Here is a 21404-nt window from a genome sequence, read left to right on the forward strand (position 1 = left end):
AAAGGGTAAGGTCACGGGTTGACGGGGTCGGCCGGCGCGCCATCGGCATGCGCCGCCGAGACATCGGGCGATACCAACCGTTCACGAAGGTCGCGTGCCACCAGCGCGGGGTCGCGCTTTGCAGGATCACCAAGGCCGCCGCCGCCGGGCGTCTCGACGATCAGGCGGTCGCCCGCCGGCACAATCTGCCGGCCCTTGGCGCGCAGCGTGGCGCCCGAGGCCAGGCGCAGCCGGCCCGGTGCGCCGTCGCCACCGCCGAGCGCGCCACGCGCGGGGTTGGCCACGCGGTCGAAGGCTGCCGCGATCAGCATGGCGGCGTCTTCCTGCGCATGCCGCACCTCGATCACCTGGCCCAGGCCGCCGCGCGCAGCGCCGGTACCGCCGGAGTCGGCGCGGAATTCCTTGCGCTCGAAGACGATCGGAGCCTGCGTCTCCAGGATCTCAAGCGAGACGTTGCGCACGCCGCTTGGGTAGGCGGTGACGGATAGCCCGTCCTTKCCGGGCCGTGCGCCGGTGCCGCCGGTGGAAAAGCTGATGACGTTGAAGCGCGCGCCGCGGCGCACGGCCTCGGCGTCGGCCTGGCTGGTGCCCGCCAGCACTTCACCGCCGACCAGTTGCAGGTTCCATAGCGACGAGGCGCCTTCGGCCGGCACGCGGTCGGGCCGGGCCTGGCGCAGCGCGCCGAACACGGCGTCGGGCAGCAACTGCCCGACCACATGGCGCGCCGTCACGGCGGCGGGATGCAGCGCGTTCAGGATGCAGCCCGCGGGCGCTTCCACGCGAATGGGTGCGAGGGAGCCGGCATTGTTCGGCACGTCCGCACCCACCAGGCAGCGGATCCCGAAGGAGGTATAGGCGTCGGTGTAGGCCTTGGGCACGTTGATGCCGGGCGCCACGCTGCCCGAGGTGCCGGCGTAGTCGACCGTGATGCCGTCGTCGGCAATGGTCACCGACACCTGCAGCGTGATTGGCGCGTCGTAGCCGTCGGCCACCAGGGTGTGGTGCCAGGTGCCGCGCGGCCAGTCGCGCAGTGCTTCGCGCATGGCGTGGGCCGAGCGCGCGATGACGAAGTCGCCCAGCGTCTCGAGATCGGCCAGCTTGAACTCGCGCAGCAGCGTGCGCAGCCGCCGGCCGCCGACCTCGTTGCATGCGACCAGCGCGAACAGGTCGCCTTCGACCTGCTCCGGGTCGCGCACGTTTGCGCGGATGATGGCGCGTACGGCCGGGTCCACCGTGCCCTGGCGCACGAAGCGCAGGATGGGCAGGAACAGGCCCTCGTGGTAGATTTCCAACCCGTCGGGGCTGGATCCGATGCCGCCGATGTCGACCACGTGCAACGTGGAGGCGAACAGCGCMACGGGACGCTTCCTGTCGCCCTCGCCATGGAAGATGGGCGTGACCATCGTCATGTCGAACAGGTGACCGGTGCCTTTCCAGGGATCGTTGGTGAGGAACACGTCGCCATCTGCCATCGTGTCGATGGGAAAGCGCTGCAGGAAGTGCTTGACCGATTCGGCCATCGAGTTGACGTGGCCCGGCGTGCCGGTMACGGCCTGCGCGATCATCCGGCCGTCGGGCAGGAATACACCCGCCGACAGGTCGCCGGCCTCGCGCGTGGAGGTGCCGAAGGCGGTGTGGATCAGCACCTGCGCCTGTTCCTYGACCACGGAGAGCAGCCGGTTCCAGGCAAGCTGGTTGCGGATGAGCTGGTTACCGGCCAGCGCCTTGGGAGTGGGAGTCTTGCTCATGCAACGGTTCCTGCTGGATCTTTGGTAGGAGTGGCCACGGTCTTCGTGACAAGACCGGCCGTCAGGTCTCGTGCGACCAGTGCCGGGTCGCGCGCTTCAGGGTCGCCCAGCCCCGCGCCGCCGGGGGTCTCGACCACCAGCACTTCGCCGGCGGGAATGACCTGCCGGCCCTTGCCGCGCAGCGCAGTCCCCGAAAGCTTGAGCCGCGCGGCGCCGGGCGCACCGTCGCCGCCGCCGAGCGCGCCGCGCGCGGGAAAGCGCACGCGGTCCCAGGTGGCGGACAACACCATCGGGTCGCCGTCGGCGTTCTCGATCTCGATGACCTGGCCTAGGCCGCCGCGCGACGCGCCGACGCCGCCCGAGTCGGGCCGGTACTCCTTGCGGCGGAACAGCAGCGGCGCCTGCGTCTCGAGGATTTCCAGCGACACGTTGCGCACGCCGCTCGGGTAGGCCGTGGCCGAAAGACCGTCCTTGCCCGGCCGTGCCCCGGTGCCGCCGGTGGAAAAGCTCACGATGTTGAAACGCTGTGCGCGCCGCAACGCCTCGTTCGGCCCGCCCTCGATTGGCTGCCCGCCGAACAGGCGGATGTTCCAGAGCKACGATGCGCCTTCGGCCGGCACGCGGTCGGGTCGCGCCTGTCGCAGCGCGCCGAATACCAGGTCGGGCAGCATCTGGCCGATGGCCGCCCGCGCGGCGACAGCGGCGGGCGGCAGCGCATTCACGATGGAGCCTTCTGGCGCCACCACGCGAATGGGCGCGAGCGAGCCCGAGTTGTTGGGCACGTCGGCGCCCACCAGGCAGCGGATGCCAAAGGAGGTATACGCATCGGTATAAGCCTTGGGCACGTTGATGCCGCGGGCAATGCTGGCCGAGGTGCCTGCGAAGTCGACCAGGATGCCGTCGTCCGATATGGTGACGGCCGCATGCAGCTCCAGCGGCATGTCGTAGCCGTCTACCGTCATGTGGTTGCGCMACGTGCCCCTGGGCCATTCGCGCAATGCCTCGCGCATGGCCAGCCGCGAGCGCTCGATGATGTAGTCGCCCTGCACCTGGAGGTCGGCCAGCCCGAACTCTTGCAGCATTTGCCGCAGCCGTACCGCGCCCACCGCATTGCAGGCCACCAGCGCATGGAAGTCGCCCTCTACCTGGCCGGGCTCGCGCACGTTGGCGCGCACGATGTCCAGCACCGCTTCCTCGACCACACCCTGGCTCACGAAGCGCAGCGGCGGCAGGAACAGGCCCTCGTGGAAGATCTCCAGCGCATCCGGCCCGGCGTTGACGCCGCCGATGTCGACCACGTGCACGGTGGAGGCGAAGAGCGCCACGGGGCGCTTCGTGTCGCCTTCGCCATGGAACACCGGCGTCACCATGACCACGTCGAAGAGGTGGCCCGTTCCTTTCCACGGGTCGTTGGTGACGAAGACATCGCCTTCGCGCATGGTGTCGACCGGAAAGGCGCGCAAAAAGTGCAGCACCGAGTCGGCCATGGAGTTGACGTGGCCCGGCGTGCCGGTCACGGCCTGCGCGATCATGCGTCCGTCGGGCAGGAACACGCCCGCCGACAGATCGCCGGCCTCGCGCGTCGGCGTGCCGAAGGCGGTGCGGATCAGTGCTTGCGCCTGTTCCTCGACCACGGCGAGCAGGCGGCTCCAGACCAGTTGGTGGCGCAATGCCTGACGGCCTGCAGTGGTGGTCATACGACCTCCGCTTCGGCGGGCTGCGCGTGGTGCCGCTGCGCGACGGTGATGTCGTCTAGCACCAGCGCGCCCAGTTTGCTGACGCGGGCCTCGAAACCGGCAATGACGTGCGTCGTCGTCTCGTCTTCCACCACCAGCGCTGGGCCTTCGATCCACTTGCCCGGGCCGAGCGCGGCGCGGTCGTAGACGGGCACGTCGGTCCACTGGCCCGCGTCGGCGTCGTACAGGCGGCGCGAGCCTGAAGGTTCGGCGCGGCGCGTGTCGGCGACCACCTCGTCGGCCTCCGGCGCCGCGCGGTCACCGGCCTCCACGGCGACCGACCAGCTCACCACCTCGGCCGCAATATGTGGCAGGCTCCGGCCGTAGAGCGCGGCATAGCGTGCTTCGAAGCGCCGGTGCAGCGCCTTGCTGCTGGCCGCATCGAACGGGCCATCGGGCAGCTCGACGGGAATCTCGTGGCCTTGGCCCGCATAACGCATGAACGCCTGCCGATGGCGCACCAGCGCGGCACCGGGCGCGGCGCGCAGCACCACGTCGTCGGCGGTGGCCGTGAGTTCGCCGAGCAGCTTTTCCACGGCCCCTTGGTCGATACGATCGAGCCGCTGTGCGAGGCTGCGCACGGTCTGGTAGGCCACCGGCGCCCACAGGAAGCCGAGTGCCGATCCCACGCCGGCCGACCTGGGAATAATCAGCCGCGCCACGCCCAGCTTGCGCGCCAGCAACGCGGCATGCAGCGGCGCGGCACCGCCGAAGGCGATGAGCGTGCTGTCTTCCGCCACCTTGCCGAGCTCGCTCGCATGCACGCGCGCGGCGTTGGCCATGTTCTCGGTGACGATGTCGACCACGGCCTGCGCGGCGGACTCGACGCTGAGGCCGGTCTGCGCGGTCAGGCCCTCCAGCAGCGCGTCGCGCGCACGCTGCGGGTCGAGTTCCACCTTGCCCACGGGGAAGCGTGCCGGGTCGATGGTGCCGAGTACGGCGTGCGCGTCAGTCACGGTGGGCAACTGGCCGCCCAGGCCATAGGCGGCCGGGCCGGGCGAGGAGCCCGCGCTGTCGGGGCCGACCTGGACCACGCCGAGGTGGTTGACGCGGGCAATGGAGCCGCCGCCCGCGCCGATCTCCACCATCTCGATCACCGGAATGCGAATGGGCAGGCCCGAGCCTTTCAGGTGCCGGTGCACGCGGCCGAACTCGAAGCTGCGGCTGATCTGCGGCTGGTAGTCGTCGATAAAGCAGATCTTGGCCGTGGTGCCGCCCATATCGAACGAGAGCGCGCGCGAGGCACCGATCTGCTCGGCCACCTGGCGTGCGAGCACCGCGCCGCCCGCGGGGCCGGATTCGACCAGCCGCACCGGCTCGTCGATACCCGCCTGCAGCGTGGTGATGGCACCGCCCGAGGTCATCAGGAAAGGCTCGGCACGCAGGCCGCGCGCGGTGGCCCCTTGCTGGAGGCGGCGCAGGTAGCCAGCCACCTGCGGCTGCACGTAGGCGTTGGCGCTGATGGTCGACAGGCGTTCGTACTCGCGGATTTCGGGGCACACGTCGGAGGCCAGCGACACCCACAGGCCCGGCGCATGTTCGMGCAGCAGTTCGCGCACGCGGCGCTCGTGCGCGGGATTKGCATAGCCGTGCAGGAAGCACACGGCCACGCTCTCGATGCCGTCGGCCAGGAGCTGCCTGGCCAGTTCGACGACCTGCGCTTCATCGAGCGGCGTGATCACKCGACCGGCCGCATCCGTGCGCTCGACCACGCCATGGCGCCAGTGGCGCGGCACCAGCGGCGCGGGCTTGTCCAGAAACACGTCGTACTGCGCGAAGCGGTCTTCGAGACCGATTTCCACCAGGTCGCGGAAACCGTGGGTGGTGAGCAGCGCGGTGGGCGCACCCTTGCGCTCGATCAGCGCGTTGGTGGCCAGCGTGGTGCCGAKGATCAGCAGGTCGACGTCGGCCCAGCCAGCGTTCGCCAGTTGCAGTACTTCTTCGACGCCGCCGAGCACGGCTTGCTCAGGGGCCGTCGGCGTGGTGAGCACCTTGAGCGTGTGCTTCTCGGCACCGCGTAGCAGCACCACGTCGGTGAAGGTGCCGCCGACGTCGACAGCGACACGCAGGCGCGGGTCGTGCGCCACGGAAGAGGAATTGGAGTTCGAAGACATGAAGGAGGGAGGTGTCTCTCTTGTTGAAAGAAGTCAATGCCGGTGTCAATGCCGGAGTCAATGCGGCAGTCAGCGCGATGCGGCTCTGGGATACAGGGGGATGCCGCGCCGGAGGCGTCCGCTGAAGTCGGACAAAGCGTGGCGAGAGCGCGAGATCATCGAATGGGAAGGCCGGAAAGGCGTAGCAAGGCAGTCGGCAATCTTCCGAGGTCGCGCCTGCCCGAGCAACGAACGGCTTCAACTATCGTTATGCGTTACGCCGCGCGAATCGGGGGAAGGGGGGCGCACCCGCTGGAACGCATGGGCTGGCCGGCCCGTGATTGCGTTCGGCGCCGGGCCATGGGTCGATGACGACCACCCGGAAACCACGCAGTCGCGCGTGGCGCGCGGGCGGCAGGTGGCCTCCCATGCGTTGGCGGCCAGAAGCTCGAGTTTGGGCGGCAGGACCCGCGCACTGGTGCCGAGCGCACGCCTGAATGCCGATCCGTCCCGCCATCACCGACAAGGGCGCGCGCGGCCAGGTGGCGGTGGCGTAAACGGCTGCAGGGGCCGGCCGGCCCGCCCGGTCTGCCGCTAGACTGCCGACGCCGCTGGCTGGGGTGCGTCTCGCCCAGGTGCGGCGATGCGGAACACACCAAGCTCATCCGGCGCGCACTGCGCGATCAACCCGGTTTCCCACGCCAGGTAGGCGCKGGCCGCGTCCCGGTTGCCTTCGTGGCGGTCGTGCACGAAGAACAGGTAATCGATGCGCGCCTGCGCCGGCAGCGGCTGCGGCGCAAGCGCTTCCGGGAGTCCGGCMGACTGCCAGGTGCGATAGCCATCGTCGGTGCGGTACACGTGGCGATAGCCGGCCTCCAGCAGGTCTTTTCCCGCAAGTGCCGCTACGCCTGGCTCGCTGGCGATCAGGACCACCGGTTCGGCATGCGCCACGCCAAGCTCCTGCAGTTGTTGCAGTAGCCTCGGCCGGATCGACCAGGCCGCGCCAGAGGCATGGCCTCGCTCGAATGCCGCGCTCTCGCGCAGGTCGATGACTGCCAGCCGCTGGGCTTCGATGCTCAGTGCTTTCAGCAGGTTGGCATCGAGCACGGGCAGGGCGGATGTTGTCTCCGCCTTCGGCCACGCGCGCACCTGCAGCGCGGCGTCCACGCCATCGGCAAGCACGGCCGTCTCAAAGCCCAGCTGGTGCAACCAGCTGGCGACCACCGGCGCGCGCACACCGTCATCGTCGAACACGATGACGCGGCTGCCGCGCACACCGATATAGTGATCCGTTGCCTGCACCAACTGCCCGCCGGGCGCATGCACCGCACCTTTGATCGTGCGCAGGGCAAATTCGTCCGCGGAACGGATGTCGAGCAGGTAGGCGGTGCGTTGCGCATCGTCCAGCCATTGCTGCGCTTGCGCAGTCGACAGCGAAGGCAGGCCAAGGCGCTGCAGCAGCTTGGCGGAGCGCTCGCGCGCCGCGGCGAGTACCGGGCCAGACGGAACCTCCACAGCGAAGCGATCGCTGCCATGTTCCAGCGCGTGGCCCGCCAGGTACCAACCTTGCGTGCCATTCTCCAGCGCTAGTACCGCATTGGGCAAGCCCAGGTTCAGCAGCGTCTGCGCGCCCACGATGCTGCGCGTGCGCCCAGCGCAATGCACCACCACCGGCATGTTCGGATTCGGCACAAGCGCGGGCAGCCGCAGCGCCAGCTCGCCGTTGGGGCAGCTCACAGCGCCGGKGATGGTCATCTTGCGGTGTTCTTCCTCGGTGCGGCCATCCACCAGCAAGAAGTTCTCGCCGGCAGCCCGGCGCGCGGCGAGGTCGTCGGCGCTCAGGCGGGGCGTGTGCTGGATCTGCTCGACCAGCTCGCCAAACGTCTTCGAGGGGACATTGACTCCCTTKAACAAGGTGTAACCGGCGGCAGCCCAGGCGGGCGCGCCGCCGTCGAGTACCGTCACGTTCAGGTAACCAAGACCGGCAAGGCGCCGCGCCGCGCGCGATGCCACGGCATTCGCCTCGTCACCGTCGTCGAACAGCACGATGCGTTCCGCACGGCGCGGTGCCAGCTGGCCGACCTCCAGCTCAAGGCGGCTATAGGGCAGGGGCACCGCGAAGAAGGGATGGCCTTCGCCGTATTGGCCATGCTCGCGTACATCGAACAGGGCGAACGGCTGGCCATCGTTCAGCCAGTTGCGAAGGGTGGGGGCGTCGATGGTTTGGGTCATGTCAGTCATTGTTTGGTTGTGCGGGTCAGCGCAAGGCGATGCCGGATGCGGCGATCACCGAGGCGTACCGGGGCAGGTCGCGCGACAGCGTTGCACGGGCTCCTGCGCCGACGAGGCGACCACGACATAGCCCGCATCTTCCAGCTGGCTGTGTCTCGCTGGTGCGTGCAGCACCGCGGGCACATCGCGGCTCATACGGTCGACCACGAGGGCCGGGCCGCTGCGGGCGCGAGCAGTCCTTGCCAGCTCTCCACGGCAAAGTCCGGCGCGCCGGATTCGTCCAGCGTGGGAACCAGCAGCGAGGGGAGCTTGCAGGGGGTCCTTTGCGCGAAAGCACCGGAGCCTGATCAGGCGACCAAGCATACGAAGCCGGCCGCCGTCTACCAACGAATGTTTGAGCGTATGCATATGCGGCCCGCGCCGGGCCACGGGCGGCCCCGATTGAAGCCGCCCTCATGTCGATACTCGAAAGCCTTCTTTCTCGCCGCGCGGTGGCGGCGTTACATTCGGCGCATGACCAGACAAGATCTCTCCTTATCAGCAGTGTCAGGCAACGACGTTGCCAGCCTGCGCCACGCGGCCGTGGCCGCTTTCATCGCCGAAGCACGACAGTTGCCGGAGCGTGTTGCACAGCACGAGCGGGAAGCCGACATCGGCGTCCGGTTGTTGGCGGACTGAGCGATGGGCGCTGACCGCCAACCCCCGATCGCCTCTCCGATCCATTGCGAAATCGACTTCGAGCGCCCCGGCAAGCAGGTCGGCTGCCTGCGCCTGCCGCACTCGGTGCATCGCTCGGCCTACGGCTGGCTGCCCATTCCGATTGCCTCGATCGGCAACGGCGACGGACCGGCCGTGCTGGTCATGGCCGGCAATCACGGCGACGAGTACGAGGGCCAGATCCTCGTCTCCCGCCTGGTCCGAGAAATTGCACCCGAGCAGGTGCGGGGCCGGCTGATCCTGCTGCCGATGGCGAACTACCCGGCCGCGCAAGCCGGCCTGCGGACCTCACCGCTGGATGGCGGCAACCTGAACCGCAGCTTTCCCGGCGATCCGCGCGGCACGCCGACGCAGGTGATTGCGGACTATATCGAGCGCAGCCTGTTGTCGCGTGTGGACGTGGTGGTCGACCTGCATTCCGGTGGCAGCTCGCTCCAGTACCATGGCGCGACGCTGTTTGMTCAGGCCGAGCCTGATCCGGCACGCCAGCAGCGCCTGCTGGCCGCGGTGTCCGCATTCGGCCTGCCGTACAGCCTGGTCAACGAGAGCGCCAATCCGGTCGGCCTGCTTGCCGCGGCACGTCGCAACGGCGTGCTGGGATTGTTGACCGAGCTGGGCGGTGCGGGCACTGTGGACGCCGCCGTGCTCGGCAGCGCCTGGCAAGGTCTGCTGCATCTGCTCGGGCACATCGGAGCGCTGGAAGGACCGCTGGTGCCGTCCGGGCCGCCGCATGACACGCGGCTGCTGCGGGTGGATCGCACGCGGCACTACGTTTACGCGTACGACGACGGCATCTTCGAGCCGCTCGTGCAACTCGGCGAGCGCGTCGAAGCGGGGCAACCTGCGGCACGGCTGCACACGCCCGAGCGGCCCGAGCGCGAGCCGGTGACCGTGTATTTTCCGGCGGCGGGGCTGGCCATCTGCAAGCGCGTACCGGCGCTGACCCAACGCGGCGACTGCCTGTACCAGCTCGCCGACGATCCCACGCCTCATCGTTCCTGAACCGGCTTCCTGATGAAACACACTCCCCGATTTGGGCGCCGCATGGCGCTTGCCGTGCTGCCGCTCGCACTCTGCGGTGCGATGCCGGCCGCCAAGGCAGACGCCACACTCGATCGGATCCGCGAGCGCGGCAAGATCACCATCGGCGTGATCATCAACGGCAACAGCGCCTTTGGCTCCATCGATCCGGGCACCGGCAAGCCCTTCGGCTTCAACCCGGAACTGGCACGCAAGATCGCCAGTGAACTGGCGGTACAGGCCGAGCTGGTGCCGGTGCTGCCCACCAACCGCGTGCAGTTCCTCCAGCAGGGCAAAGTGGACCTGCTCGTTGCCAGCATGCTGCTGACGCCGGAACGCGCCACGCTGCTGGACTATGCGCCGACCCCTTACTACCGCAACGGCGGCACCGCCATCTTCCTGAAGCGCAGCGGTATTCGCCGCTGGGAAGACCTGCGCGGCAAATCCGTGTGCCTGTCGCAGGGCAGCAGCTATGCCAAGCCGCTGGCGGCCACCTACGGCGCCGAGCTCAAGGGCTTCAAAGGCATGCCGGAATCGCTGCTGGCGCTGCGCGGCGGTGCGTCCTGCGTGGCCGCGGTCCATGAGAGCCTGACCCTGGGCCAGTTGGTGGCCAAGGATCCGGAGTGGCGCGACTACGCCGTGCTGCCCGACGAGGTCGATCCGGCGCCGCAGGTGGCATGGGTGCGCAAGGGCGACAAGGACACGGCAGCGGCGGTCGATCGTGTGCTGCAGCGCCTGCACGGCTCGGGCTGGYTGGTCGGGCTTGAAGCCCGGCTCGACCTGGTTCCGCGCTMGCCGCTGCTGGCGCAGCTGCAGAAACAGTATGGCGGCAAGCCGTAACGCTTAGCCGCCGGGCCGGGATATCGCGCCGCATGCTTGGCGCATCGCCCAGCGGCGTGCCGACGGTGGCATATCCCGCGGGGTTGTACACATGGTGGCGCGGCCAGGCTCGGGGCGCTGCCGGTGTCGCCCACCACGCATGCGTTCCTGCGTGAACGGGGCTTGACGGGCCGTCAACGCGGGCCGCCGGCGCTAGCTGCCCGCGGCGCAACTGCTGGCCGCAGTTGCCAAGGTGTACGCAGGCAGCGGATCGGTCGCGCGGCAACCGTTCGCGGTGATCTCTCGCGGCCCAGGCGCGCACCTCTTCCCGAAAATCCTGTTTTCTCTCGGCAAGAGTGGAAAATCCGGATATGTATATCCTCAATACTTAGTTCCTGTTGGCTCCGGTGGAACATAGGATTGGGGCCGTCACAATTCTAGGTTACGCCCATGTTGGACTCCCTCAAAGCTGTAATAGCCGCTAGCCTTGCCGCTGGCATGTTTGGCGCTCACGCGCAATCGGCAATTCCGCAGGAGGTGCGCGTCGCCTACAGCGGTGGGGCACAGTTGATCGTGAATGCCAAGGTTGACCATTCACTGGAAAAGGCGTTTGGGACAAAGGTGAAGTGGATCCAATTCGCGACGGGTGCTGACGTATTAAATCTGTTCGCCACAAAGAGCATCGATATCGCAAATTTCGGATCCAGCCCTACAGTTTCCGCCGTGATACGCAAGTTGCCCATCGAGATCGTGGGTGTTTCTGCAGAAATTGCGACCTACGAACGATTGGTGGGTCGAGACTMCATCAAGACGCTTAAGGATCTGGAAGGCAAGACGGTCGGATATCMGCCGAATTCCACGGCTCAATATGCGCTGGATACCGCCGTCAAAGTCCATGGGATCKATCGGACCAAAATCAAGTTTGTTCCGCTGCGTCCGGATGAACTCGTGGCGGCGTGGCGCCGTGGCGATATCGATGCAGGGTATGTATGGGCACCCTTCAATTCTGCGCTGGAAGATGCAGGTGGCCATGCGGTCTTTGCCACGAAGGACCTCAAGAAAGACGGCTACCTGATCTATAACAACTATGCGGTGAGCAAGGATTTTGCGTCGAAGTATCCGGAATTGGTGGCAAAGCTCTTGACTGTCCACGAGCAGCAGATTGCTATCTATCGGAAGACACCAGAAGTGGTTGCGGAGGCAATTTCGAAGGAGTTGGGTGCTTCGGTGCCAGCTGTTCGCAACTCTCTCGCAGGCAACCAGTATCCCTCCATCACGGAGCAGTTGACCCCGGCGTGGTTTGGCGACGGGTCAAATACAGACAGTGCCGGGCTTTCCCTTGCGGTGCGAAGGACGGCAGAATTTCTGGCCGATATCGAGCAAGTAAAGCGGCAGGATATCCCGTCATCGTTCGCTAGCAGCATCAAGCCAACCTATCTCAGGCTCGCCCAGCAGCAAGTTCGCTGAGTCTGGACGAATCATGAAATCAAATGTAAGCGCACTGATTAGTATCGCGGCGGTGCTTGGCGTCGCCACCGCCTGGCAGTGCGCAGGTACTTTCGGATGGGCTGACTCGCTCTTCTTGCCGGCGCCAAGCGAAATCATCGGCACGGCAAGGGGTCTCTGGGAGCACGGCTACGGACAGGTGCCGCTATGGCAGCACATAGCAATCAGCCTCGGGCGCGCACTAGTTGCCTTCGTAACTGCGGTGGCGCTGGGCGTACCAATTGGCCTCGCGATGGGACAAAGCCGGGTGCTGGCTGCAATGCTCGATCCCTTCGTTCAATTCCTCAGGCCACTGCCCAAGATTGCCCTGGTACCTCTTGCCATTGTCTGGCTAGGCATCGGCGAATCGTCGAAGTTCGCCTTGATCTTCGTTGCCACCGTCTTGAACGTCGTGGTGGGCTCGGCAGCCTCGGTGGCGAACATACCTGGGTCCCGCGTTCGGGTGGCTCGGTCGCTAGGGTTGAGCAAGCGAAAGGTATTCMTTCACGTCATCCTGCCAAACAGTCTGCCAGATATTTTCACMAGTATCCGAATCGCCGTGGGAATCGGTTGGACGTCGCTTATCGCAGCAGAGATGGTGGCTTCCACGACCGGTGTGGGCTGGATGATTGTCAACGCAAGTTCATACTTGCGAACCGATGTCGTGATACTTGGGATTCTGATCCTTGGCGGTCTGGGGTACGCCTTGGATTGGATGCTTGTGCGAGCACAGCAACGCTATGTTCCTTGGGCTGGGAAGGAGTAGTCTGCGATGAACGCGATTCAACTGCTGAATGTGAATTTTCACTACGCTGCGGGGAAGTCAGGTGACGCGCCCAACATACTGGATAACGTATCCCTAACGCTGAATCAAGGTGAGTTTGGCGTACTGCTTGGTCCTTCCGGTTGCGGGAAGTCAAGCATCCTGAACCTGGTTGCGGGTTTCGAATCTCCGATCACGGGCGAAGTGCTCTGCGATGGTGCTCGTGTGGTCGGACCTGGACCGGCGCGTGGCATGGTATTTCAGCAACCGTGTCTGTACCCTTGGCTATCGGTGATTGACAACGTGACCTTTGGCCCTCGCATGGCAGGCGTCCGAAGGGAGCAGTACCTGCCTGAGGCGAAGGAGTTCCTGCGGCTTGTTGGGCTTGGCGCGTATGAGAACGCCAAGCCCTGGGAGCTATCAGGCGGCATGCGCCAGCGGGCAGCCCTGGCGCGCGCGTGGATCATGAAGCCGCGGGTCTTGCTCATGGACGAGCCATTCGGTGCGCTCGATGCTCAGACGCGAACGGTGATGCAGGAGCTGCTGGTCGAGATCTGGTCGCGCACCGGGACAACAGTCTTGTTTGTCACGCACGATGTTGATGAAGCACTGATCCTGGGAAGTCGGGTGCTCCTGATGTCCGCTTGCCCAGGAACAATTCGTGAGGAAGTGCGCCTGTCTTTCKAGAGGCAAAGAGATATAGAGGATCTGCTTGCGGATGAGGAATACAACGCTATAAAACGCCATGTGTTGCACGTAGTGCGGGAGGAAGCCAACCGACACCTGCAACTAGGCTGAGTCCTCGCGACAGTCAGTTGTTCGAGCAAGCGATGACGATCGTTCGGGCCACTCGGGACCGAGCAGGTCCGGAATACATCGTTTTGAGAAGTACTATTTATATGTTAATGGAGAAGTAGGTGGCAGAAATAGAACCGCGACGAGTTGCACTCGTAACAGGTGCCTCGGCTGGATTCGGCGCCGCAATTTGCCGGGACCTTGTCCGCGCCGGGTACCACGTAATAGCGGCGGCCAGGCGTGCTGACCGTCTTGCCGCCCTCGGTGCGGAACTGGGGTCGCGACTGTTGCCCGTCGCAATGGATGTTTGCAAAATAGACGAGGTGGAATCCGCCGCTGCATCACTTCCGGAAGTGTTCTCGGAAATCGATCTTTTGGTCAATAACGCGGGTCTCGCCTTAGGGCTGGAGCTAGCCCCATCAGCAAGTCTCCCGGACTGGGGAAGGATGGTGGATACCAACATCAGCGGCCTGATGAATGTCACTCATCGGTTCCTGCCAGGAATGGTCGAACGAAAGCGCGGGCATATCGTCAACATCGGCTCGACGGCAGGAACCTATCCGTATCCCGGAGGCAATGTGTATGGCGCGACGAAGGCTTTTGTGCACCAGTTCAGTTTGAATCTACGCGCCGACCTTCTCGGTACGGGCGTCCGTGTCACCTGCGTCGAGCCCGGCCTTTGTGGCGGTACTGAATTTTCCCGTGTCAGATTCAGAGGGGACAATGATCGGGCGGAGTCAGTMTATCAAGGGCTCGACCCACTCAAGGCTGAGGACATTGCGCGTACTGTCACCTGGATCGCGAGCCAGCCGGAACACGTCAACGTTAACTTGATAGAAATGATGCCGGTCGCGCAGGCGTTTGGGCCGCTCAGTCTGGCTCGCCGATAGCCACGATCAACCACATGGTCGGACCAGTTCCATGGGGATGGCGGCTCGGCGCTATGCCGATGCCGACGCCGATGCCGACGCCGCGCAGGCGGCATCTCTTCGATAGTGTTCACGTGTCCACCAAGAATTTAGGTGGACACGATGCTCMTTGCTCTCTTGCGTTGCTTCAAGTCGGGGTCACTGGGCGCTTACGTCCGACCGTCGGACGTAGCCGCATATGGCCCGCCGCGTACCATAGCGTGGCCCGCCTTGACTCCCGTACCGAAGCCKGTGACSAGGATACGCTCGACTTTTCGTTCCAGCATGGGAAGAAATTTCAGTGCCGCTTCGTAATCGCCTTCGTCAATATGCAGTGCCGCCGTCAGTTGAATCTGCAGCAGGAGCGGATCGTGTTGACGGCTCGCTGCAATCAGCCCGGCGCGCGGGACGACAAGAGGCACCATTTTCGTCATCAATCGATGCTATGGTTTGTGCTCATGCCTAGCGGAGATTCCCATGCGTACGACTATTGCGCTTGATGACGACTTGATCGCCAAGGCTCAAGCCTATACGGGTCTGGAGGAGAAAACGGCACTCGTGCGCGAAGCGCTAAAGGCCTTGATCCAGCGTGAAGCCGCGAAACGACTCGCGAATCTTGGCGGTAGCCAACCGGGCATCAAGGGGGCGCCGCGTCCCAGAACAAGCGCTGCGGGCTGAAATCGAGCTCGCAATGACGCCGTTTGCGGTTGCTCGATGGCCCAAGAGAAATCCTCTATTAATCAACAGATTACGAGGAACCGTCCACGCTGCTGCTATCGCGACTGACATGGCTGTACCTCTAAAATGCGGTTGCCGCCTCGTTTTCAGATGCGCCGCCCTCGCGCGCTGAACGCTCCTCGTCGATCGCCTTGCGATATCGCCCTGGTGCTGTCCCAGTCACGCGCTTGAATGCGTGACTGAACGCGCTTTCCGACGTGTATCCGATTKCTTCGGCGAMTTCCGCGACGGATGCGCCTGCGCGCAGTTCTCGCTCCGCKAGATGCATGCGCCAGTTCGTCAGGTATGTGAGCGGGGGCACGCCCATCACTTCGCGAAAGTGCACGACGAAGGAGGTGCGTGACATGCCGGCTTCCTGTGCAAGATCTTCCAGACTCCAGGCGCGCCTGGGGTCCGCGTGCATCGCCGCGAGGGTGGGCGCCAGCCGTCTGTCACCCAAGGCCCTGAGCCAGCCGCCGTCGTTTTTCGGTGACTGCATGACATAGGCCCTGAGCGTCTGCACAAAAAGAAGCTGAGCCAGTTCTGCAAGCACGATGGGCCATCCGGGACGCGGCGGAGGCTTCATTTCACGGACGATCTGTTCGAGCAGCCAGCCAAGGCTTGCCGCTTCGCGGTGAGCGCCGCTGACGTGAATGAGTGGCGGGAGGCCGCCAAGTAGCAGAGGCTGATGCCGATCGTCGATCTCCACCATGCCGCCCAGCATCACGAAATCTTCACCTTGCCCCAGGCGGTAATCGCCATTGTCGTCCTGAGCAAGCGATGTCGTGACCGCGTCTGGAATGAGGTGCGGTGCGCTGGCCAGAACCAGCGCGCGGGAGCCATTCGTGACCAGAATGTCTCCGCGCTCGAACTGTGCAGGGGCCGCCATMCCGTCCATGAAAAACCAGCAAGCGCCSTCGACAGCCGCGCAGAATTTCACCGCATCGAGATTGGCAAAGCATCGCCCCCAGCTTCCACCGGCGACGAGCCGCCCGGAGAGACGGCATCGGGCGCGCACGAGATTGAGCAGTTCCGAGAGAAGGTCTGTGGTCATTTCTCGAACTATCGCGCATAAAACACGGCCTATCAAGCATTCTAAGTACGGGCTGGGCGGGCTAAAGTGCCTCCATCCTTCAAATGGAGAGATTCCATGCCCACTTTGCAAGCACCCATCGGTTMGGGATTCGGCCCAGCATCCACTGCTGCGGAAGTCATCACAGGCATCGACCTCACCGGCAGGAAAGTCGTCGTTACCGGCGGGTATTCCGGAATCGGCGTTGAAACCGTCCGGGCTTTCCGCTGGGCAGGTGCAACGGTTATCGTGCCCGTTCGCGACATGGCCAAGGCCCAGGAAGCGCTTCGCGACATTCCCGGCGTGGTCCTGGAGAATATGGACCTCCTCGATCCGGCGTCGATCGACAGGCTTGCAGAACGTGTGCTCGCAGCCACAGATTCGATCGACATCCTGGTCAACAATGCGGGCGTAATGGCTCCGCCGCTCGCGCGCGATGCGCGTGGTTACGAATCGCAATTCGCCGCCAACCATCTTGGCCATTTTCAGCTCACCTGCCGGCTTTGGCCTGCCTTGCGCCGTGCCAACGGGGCCCGCGTCATTGCACTCAGCTCCTACGGGCACCGGCGCGCGGGGATCGACTTCCATGATCCCAATTTCGAGGCTCGCGAGTACGACCCGTGGATTGCCTACGGCCAATCAAAGACCGCAAATGCCCTGTTCGCTGTCGCGCTGGATTCGATCGGGCAACGTCACGGCGTGCGAGCTTTCTCCGTGCACCCGGGAGGCATCGTGACGGCACTCGTCCGGCATATGTCGCAAGCGCAGATCGATGCAAGCGAGATMCTCGACAAGGAGGGCAGGCCGATCATTGATCCGGAGAACAACAAGAAGAYGGCGCAACAAGGTGCTGCTACGACCGTATGGTGCGCGACGAGCCCGAAGCTTGACGGCATGGGTGGCGTTTACTGCGCCGACTGCGAGATCGCCCGCGCACTGCCTTCTGACACCTCAACGGAGATGCACGGCGTACGGCCGCGAGCGACGGACCCGGTCGCCGCCGGGCGACTTTGGCAACTCAGCGAGCAACTGACAGGGGCACGCATCGATCAGGTCCGCGGCCTCGAGTGAGATTCTCGGCGGAGTACGAAGGCCCCAGATCGGGCTGTCACCCCTTACTTAAAAAGGCMGCTGTGCTGCTCCACTAAAAGCTTGCGGCGATTCCCAAGGAAATACCCGACACATTGTTGCCGAACACATAGCGCACCACGGCCCGAATCCTCGTGACAAAGACTTCATGCGCCGACGTGTCGAGTTCGAGGCCAGTGCCGAGCGTGGTAAGGTCGTTAAACCCCAGCGTGCTGGCATCACGCCCCAGGTAGCGCGAGTGCGATAACTCAAGTACGTAGCGTACCGGCCGATCCAGGGCCCACATGCCAGTGGGGGCGCGATAACGCGCATACAGGCTGGCGGTTTKGGCTGACCCCGTCCCCGTCACTGCGGAACTCGTGCCGCCAAAGCTCTGCAGGTGGATGTTCGTGTAGCGCAACTCGACGTCAGCGTCGTAAGTCGGCGCATGGCGCTCCCAATCGAGCATCACCGAGCCGCCTAACCCATAGGCGTTGAGGTGGCCATTTTCGATGAAGTTGATATCCTTGCCAGTCTTCTGACCTAGCAGGAACTGCGCCACCGACGCGTCCGTGGTGACACGGGCCAATGAGACGTTGAAGATGGGGCGGAACACCAACTCCTTATTTGCGGTGAGCGGGAAATCCCACCCCACGCCCATCGTTCCGGCTACGGTGTTCCACTTGGTTGGTATCAGGCGAGAGTCGACCCCGTTGGAAGCAACGTAGGTCGGATCGTAGCGGTTGTAGCCGATCGAACCTTCGAGATACAACGGCAGCGTCTTGCTCCAGGTGAACCCTCCGCCGAGTTGCCAGAGGGTGACATTCGGATTGCCCGTCGCCCCGTTATTGATCGCCAGGGAGCTGGATGCAAGGTCTGGAACCACCGCGAAGGACATCAGCGAGATCACCGCATTGGCACTCTTCTGAAGATTGGCTCCAGGCAGCTGAAATTCCGAGATGCCTTGAGCGACCGCCAGGACAGGCGTCAAGCAGAGCGGCCACAGGATGGCCAGCCATTTGAGACGTGGTTGAGTGACGCGATTCATTTCARCCCTTGGGTCTATGAAATCAATAAGCACACGCGAACACGAGAGATAGGCCGCCCTTTTCAATGGCGCAGTAGAACACATGCGTGATGTTCTCTCATCGAAATGGTATCCCGCAAGAGGCCCACAGAATTTCGGCGCGGAGCCTCMCGCCCATTCCCTCCCACCCATTCCCTCCCACCACCCGGAGCGCCTCATGCGGCACTAACCAAGCGATGGGGAGATCACGGGAGTTGCCGCCTGAAGCGAGGCTTCCGGGTGCCTTTGCGTGGCAGTCATGCTGCTGACACCTGGCATCGTGGCTCCTGGCAGGTCATGCAGATGTGGTTTGYCGTGGGCGCACAGTTCTCAAGGGCACGGACACCCAACGTGTCTGTTCGACAGCGTACGGACGCGGGGGCGACGCAGGCACAGATTGACGCTTCGTATAGCGTCCAGCGGGATCCTGATGCGCTCCTACCTTTTTCTCCCATTATTTCTCTTGCCATTCCTGTTGGTCGGCTGCAATACGGCGCCGATTCCCCCGGGCAAGCCAGTCGATATTCCCACGGCACTCGAACAAGTGGCCCAGGGCCTGTGCACTTTCAAAAAGAATCTGGAGGGAAGGAAGCAGGATTGGGGCATTGCTTTTGACTCCATTACCGTGGAGCTTGACCTGACCGTCGACGGCACAAAGAACCCTCCGCTGGCAGTCGCACCGGATATTCAGTTMATGCCGACGGTTAGTTATGGGCAGACCATCACGGCGGCGAAAGGAAGCAGGCTTACCCTTACACTGAAGAATGCCGGCGGCGGCACGTCCGCTGGCGTCKACTGCAACGTCACCAAGTCGGCAAATTAGGGGGGAGGGGGTGCCAGCGGACATTGCTCAGGTATCGGCCGCCTGGTCGCCGGCCGTCCGACGTTGCGCTTGCTCGCTTGACGGCGCACCTGGGCGGGACCCTTCGATTAACTGCGCCGACAGAGCAACCGCTTCGGCGTGCGCGGTGTCACGCTCGGCCTCGGCGTGATTGCCATGATAGTTTTCCAGGACCAAATAATCACATTCAGATTCCACCGGAAAGCCTCGCGGCGCGGGACGAGTGAAACATCCCGCGCCGCGACTAAAGGCGACTCGATAGTCTACGCAGGCAGTGCCAATTCAAGCGCCTGAGCAGACAAGGTCTCTGATGGCGTGAGAACTAGCGCCCACCTGTATTCTGCACTTCGTCCAGTAACGCGCGCGCAGCCAGCTTGCCAAGATTGTTGCCCGCGAAGGGACTGTCACCCGTGAGGAGCTTCCGGTCTCGAAACGTGCTTCCATCAATTTTAGTGTTTACGATCTCGACTCCCATAGCAGCAAGTTTTTCACCGAAGAACCAGCGCAATGGACCGGGCATATAGCCAATATCCGGCGTCTGCTTGTCCATAGCATCTGGGAATGCGCAGATGCGGTAGCCGCGGAAAAGATCTCCGCCGTTGGGTTCGTCGACGCTGGCCGAAAGTAAGGCGGCGGGCCCGTGACACAGCGTGATGATGTACCTATCGTTTTGCATAGCCCACTGCAGGGTGGCCTTCATGTCCGCGCTGAACGGTAGCCCCATCAGGGCACCATGTCCCCCAGGGACGAAAACGGCAATGTAGTTTGCATCCTTGTCCAAGGAATTTACTACGTCAGCAAGCTTGAGCGGCTGCTGGAATTTTTGCTMGTACTTCGCGTAGAGGGCCTTTATCTCGGCGTCTTCAGAAGGGAACGCCCACCATTCGAACTTGGTCGGATTGCCTGATAAGGTGGCAATGTCGAACTCGAAGCCTGCGCGGTCCAGGTGATACATGGGCAGGAGGGTCTCGACGGGATGGTTGCCAGTCGAAAAGAAGGTACCGTTTCCGGTCAGCAGATAGCGCTCATCYGCGGCGACTAGCAGTACTTTCCAGCGGCCGCCCTGATAAGCGTCCGGATAGTCGGCATCGGAGAGATCAGACTTTGGCGATGTGAATTGTGCGAGTGAGTAAGGGGAGGGAAAGAACGCCTTGCGCTCGGCTGGATCAGGCGTCGGCTGCTTGCTGTCGGTCTGGGACGTCATGATGGGCTTCCTTCTGAAAGAATAACGGGTTTTGGAGCTTGGTTTTTACCGGCTTTTGCACCGGCAGCCACCGTTCGGAGGCAGGTCGATCGCTTAATCGGCGGGCGGCAGCTTCGCGGAGAGTTCGGGGAAGTGGAGTTCGCCTTCGTAGGTCTCGGCGCCGGCTTTTAGTATCGCCTTCACGCGCGCCTGTATCGCTTCGTTGGCTACGCAAAGATCGGCCTCGTGCGCTTCTACCAACAACCCTTCGGAGAAGGAGGTGTCCGACCCCATGTCCACGGCCTTTTTCAGGTGGGCGATCGTGGTCGGGKGGAAGGTCGCAATGCGGCGTGCGAGCTTGTCCACGAATGGCCCCAGTTCCCCGGCCGGCAGTGCACGATTGATATAGCCGTAGTGGTCGGCCAGTTCCGCCGAGAAGTCTCCGCCGACCAGCAGCACCTCGAGGGCGCGTGCGCGCCCCATGCGCCGCGGCAGGCGCTGTGTATTGCCGCCGCCAGGGACKAGTCCGCAGACGACTTCCGGTTGGCCGAACACAGCCTTGCCGGTCGCGGCGAAACACATGTCCGCGGCTAGCGCGATCTCGCAGCCGCCGCCACGGGCGATGCCTTCGACCTTGGCGATCACAGCCTTGGGCATGTTGCGCAGGCGCTCGCCAAGCATCTGGGTCAGGCGGAAGGTGCGTGTATTCGAAGTCGTCTTCGGCGCCGAGCCGACACGGTGCAGGCCTGAGTGCGCGATAAAGAACTTCGGCACGGCGCTCTGCAGGATGACGACGCGTACGCTCGCATCCTGTTCCAGTTGTCGGGTCAGCCCGTCGAACTCCTCCGACAGGACCTCGTCGAGCAGGTTGAACGGCGGGTAGTTCAACGTAACGGTGGCGACGCCGCGGTCCTGGGTGACCTGGATATGCTTGTAATCGGCGTAGTTCGCACCGCCCCCCTGGGGCGGTGCGGCGCTTTCGGCCGCAGCCTCAGCCTCGGACGAGGCGAGCAATACGCCCGGCGCGAGTGTTGCTGCACCGATGGACTGGACGAAGGAACGTCTTGAGATTGTCGACATGGCAGGCTCCTTGGTTGAATTCATCTCGCGCCTGCCGGGCCAGTCTCGGCCCGCAGTTCGC

Annotated in this window: 18 protein-coding genes and 1 pseudogene; 10 read left to right on the forward strand and 9 right to left on the reverse strand. The window is 64.1% G+C overall.

Features of this window, described 5'->3' with window-relative positions:
• Positions 1-11 precede the first annotated feature (11 nt).
• The 4 genes from AC1DKV_RS30755 to AC1DKV_RS30770 all read right to left on the reverse strand — a co-directional run bounded on the left by AC1DKV_RS30755 (position 12) and on the right by AC1DKV_RS30770 (position 7818).
• Positions 12-1748, reverse strand: a complete 1737-nt coding sequence (locus AC1DKV_RS30755) for a hydantoinase B/oxoprolinase family protein (RefSeq protein ID WP_477138736.1) — start codon at positions 1746-1748, stop codon at positions 12-14.
• Positions 1745-3445, reverse strand: a complete 1701-nt coding sequence (locus tag AC1DKV_RS30760; RefSeq protein ID WP_477138737.1) for a hydantoinase B/oxoprolinase family protein — start codon at positions 3443-3445, stop codon at positions 1745-1747. The genes AC1DKV_RS30755 and AC1DKV_RS30760 overlap by 4 nt, the downstream gene beginning before the upstream one ends.
• A complete protein-coding gene (locus AC1DKV_RS30765) occupies positions 3442-5598 on the reverse strand; it encodes a hydantoinase/oxoprolinase family protein (RefSeq protein WP_477138738.1) in 2157 nt (718 codons plus the stop codon). Before AC1DKV_RS30765 ends, AC1DKV_RS30760 begins: the two co-directional genes overlap by 4 nt.
• Positions 5599-6171: 573 nt before the next feature.
• Entirely contained in the window at positions 6172-7818 is a 1647-nt protein-coding gene (locus AC1DKV_RS30770) for a rhodanese-like domain-containing protein (protein ID WP_477138739.1), read from the reverse strand.
• 504 nt (positions 7819-8322) lie between these two features.
• Between AC1DKV_RS30770 and AC1DKV_RS30775 the strand changes: the two genes are divergently transcribed.
• From AC1DKV_RS30775 to AC1DKV_RS30805, 7 genes are all read left to right on the forward strand, one after another.
• The gene (locus AC1DKV_RS30775; protein ID WP_441622755.1) at positions 8323-8487 is read left to right on the forward strand and encodes a hypothetical protein; all 165 of its coding nucleotides are present in this window, start codon (positions 8323-8325) and stop codon (positions 8485-8487) included.
• A gap of 3 nt (positions 8488-8490) precedes the next feature.
• Positions 8491-9528, forward strand: coding sequence for a succinylglutamate desuccinylase/aspartoacylase family protein (locus AC1DKV_RS30780; protein ID WP_477138740.1), 1038 nt, complete (start codon positions 8491-8493; stop codon positions 9526-9528).
• Between the two features lie 12 nt (positions 9529-9540).
• Positions 9541-10386 (forward strand): transporter substrate-binding domain-containing protein, encoded by an 846-nt coding sequence (locus AC1DKV_RS30785; RefSeq protein WP_477138741.1) that lies wholly within the window; start codon positions 9541-9543, stop codon positions 10384-10386.
• Between the two features lie 429 nt (positions 10387-10815).
• Entirely contained in the window at positions 10816-11832 is a 1017-nt protein-coding gene (locus AC1DKV_RS30790; RefSeq protein WP_477138742.1) for a taurine ABC transporter substrate-binding protein, read from the forward strand.
• A 13-nt stretch (positions 11833-11845) separates the two neighbouring features.
• Positions 11846-12616 (forward strand): ABC transporter permease, encoded by a 771-nt coding sequence (locus tag AC1DKV_RS30795; protein WP_477138743.1) that lies wholly within the window; start codon positions 11846-11848, stop codon positions 12614-12616.
• Between the two features lie 6 nt (positions 12617-12622).
• Entirely contained in the window at positions 12623-13411 is a 789-nt protein-coding gene (locus AC1DKV_RS30800) for an ABC transporter ATP-binding protein (protein WP_477138744.1), read from the forward strand.
• A gap of 128 nt (positions 13412-13539) precedes the next feature.
• On the forward strand, positions 13540-14298 hold the full coding sequence (locus AC1DKV_RS30805; RefSeq protein WP_441622794.1) for an SDR family NAD(P)-dependent oxidoreductase: 759 nt from the start codon (positions 13540-13542) through the stop codon (positions 14296-14298).
• Positions 14299-14489: 191 nt separating this feature from the next.
• Here AC1DKV_RS30805 and AC1DKV_RS30810 read toward each other — a convergent pair.
• Positions 14490-14675: pseudogene (locus AC1DKV_RS30810) on the reverse strand (aldehyde dehydrogenase (NADP(+))); the annotation flags it as partial.
• A 118-nt stretch (positions 14676-14793) separates the two neighbouring features.
• Here AC1DKV_RS30810 and AC1DKV_RS30815 point away from each other — a divergent pair.
• Complete coding sequence (locus tag AC1DKV_RS30815; protein ID WP_441622766.1) at positions 14794-14994, forward strand: type II toxin-antitoxin system VapB family antitoxin; 201 nt, start codon at positions 14794-14796, stop codon at positions 14992-14994.
• Between the two features lie 121 nt (positions 14995-15115).
• Here AC1DKV_RS30815 and AC1DKV_RS30820 read toward each other — a convergent pair whose 3' ends face one another.
• Positions 15116-16087 carry an AraC family transcriptional regulator gene (locus AC1DKV_RS30820; RefSeq protein ID WP_477138745.1) on the reverse strand — a complete coding sequence of 324 codons (972 nt, stop codon included), beginning with the start codon at positions 16085-16087 and terminating at the stop codon, positions 15116-15118.
• Between the two features lie 96 nt (positions 16088-16183).
• Between AC1DKV_RS30820 and AC1DKV_RS30825 the strand changes: the two genes are divergently transcribed.
• Entirely contained in the window at positions 16184-17176 is a 993-nt protein-coding gene (locus AC1DKV_RS30825) for an oxidoreductase (RefSeq protein WP_477138746.1), read from the forward strand.
• A 73-nt stretch (positions 17177-17249) separates the two neighbouring features.
• Here the strand turns inward: AC1DKV_RS30825 and AC1DKV_RS30830 are convergent, their stop codons facing one another.
• On the reverse strand, positions 17250-18221 hold the full coding sequence (locus tag AC1DKV_RS30830; RefSeq protein WP_477138747.1) for a hypothetical protein: 972 nt from the start codon (positions 18219-18221) through the stop codon (positions 17250-17252).
• 448 nt (positions 18222-18669) lie between these two features.
• Here AC1DKV_RS30830 and AC1DKV_RS30835 point away from each other — a divergent pair, with 448 nt between their 5' ends.
• Positions 18670-19062, forward strand: a complete 393-nt coding sequence (locus AC1DKV_RS30835) for a hypothetical protein (RefSeq protein ID WP_477138748.1) — start codon at positions 18670-18672, stop codon at positions 19060-19062.
• 340 nt (positions 19063-19402) lie between these two features.
• On the opposite strand, the gene hchA is transcribed toward AC1DKV_RS30835, so the two are convergent.
• Positions 19403-20284 (reverse strand): glyoxalase III HchA, encoded by an 882-nt coding sequence (hchA, locus tag AC1DKV_RS30840; RefSeq protein WP_477138749.1) that lies wholly within the window; start codon positions 20282-20284, stop codon positions 19403-19405.
• Between the two features lie 93 nt (positions 20285-20377).
• Entirely contained in the window at positions 20378-21367 is a 990-nt protein-coding gene (locus AC1DKV_RS30845) for an enoyl-CoA hydratase/isomerase family protein (RefSeq protein WP_477138750.1), read from the reverse strand.
• Positions 21368-21404 lie beyond the last annotated feature (37 nt).

It is taken from the genome of Cupriavidus sp. 05T41 (assembly GCF_056396525.1).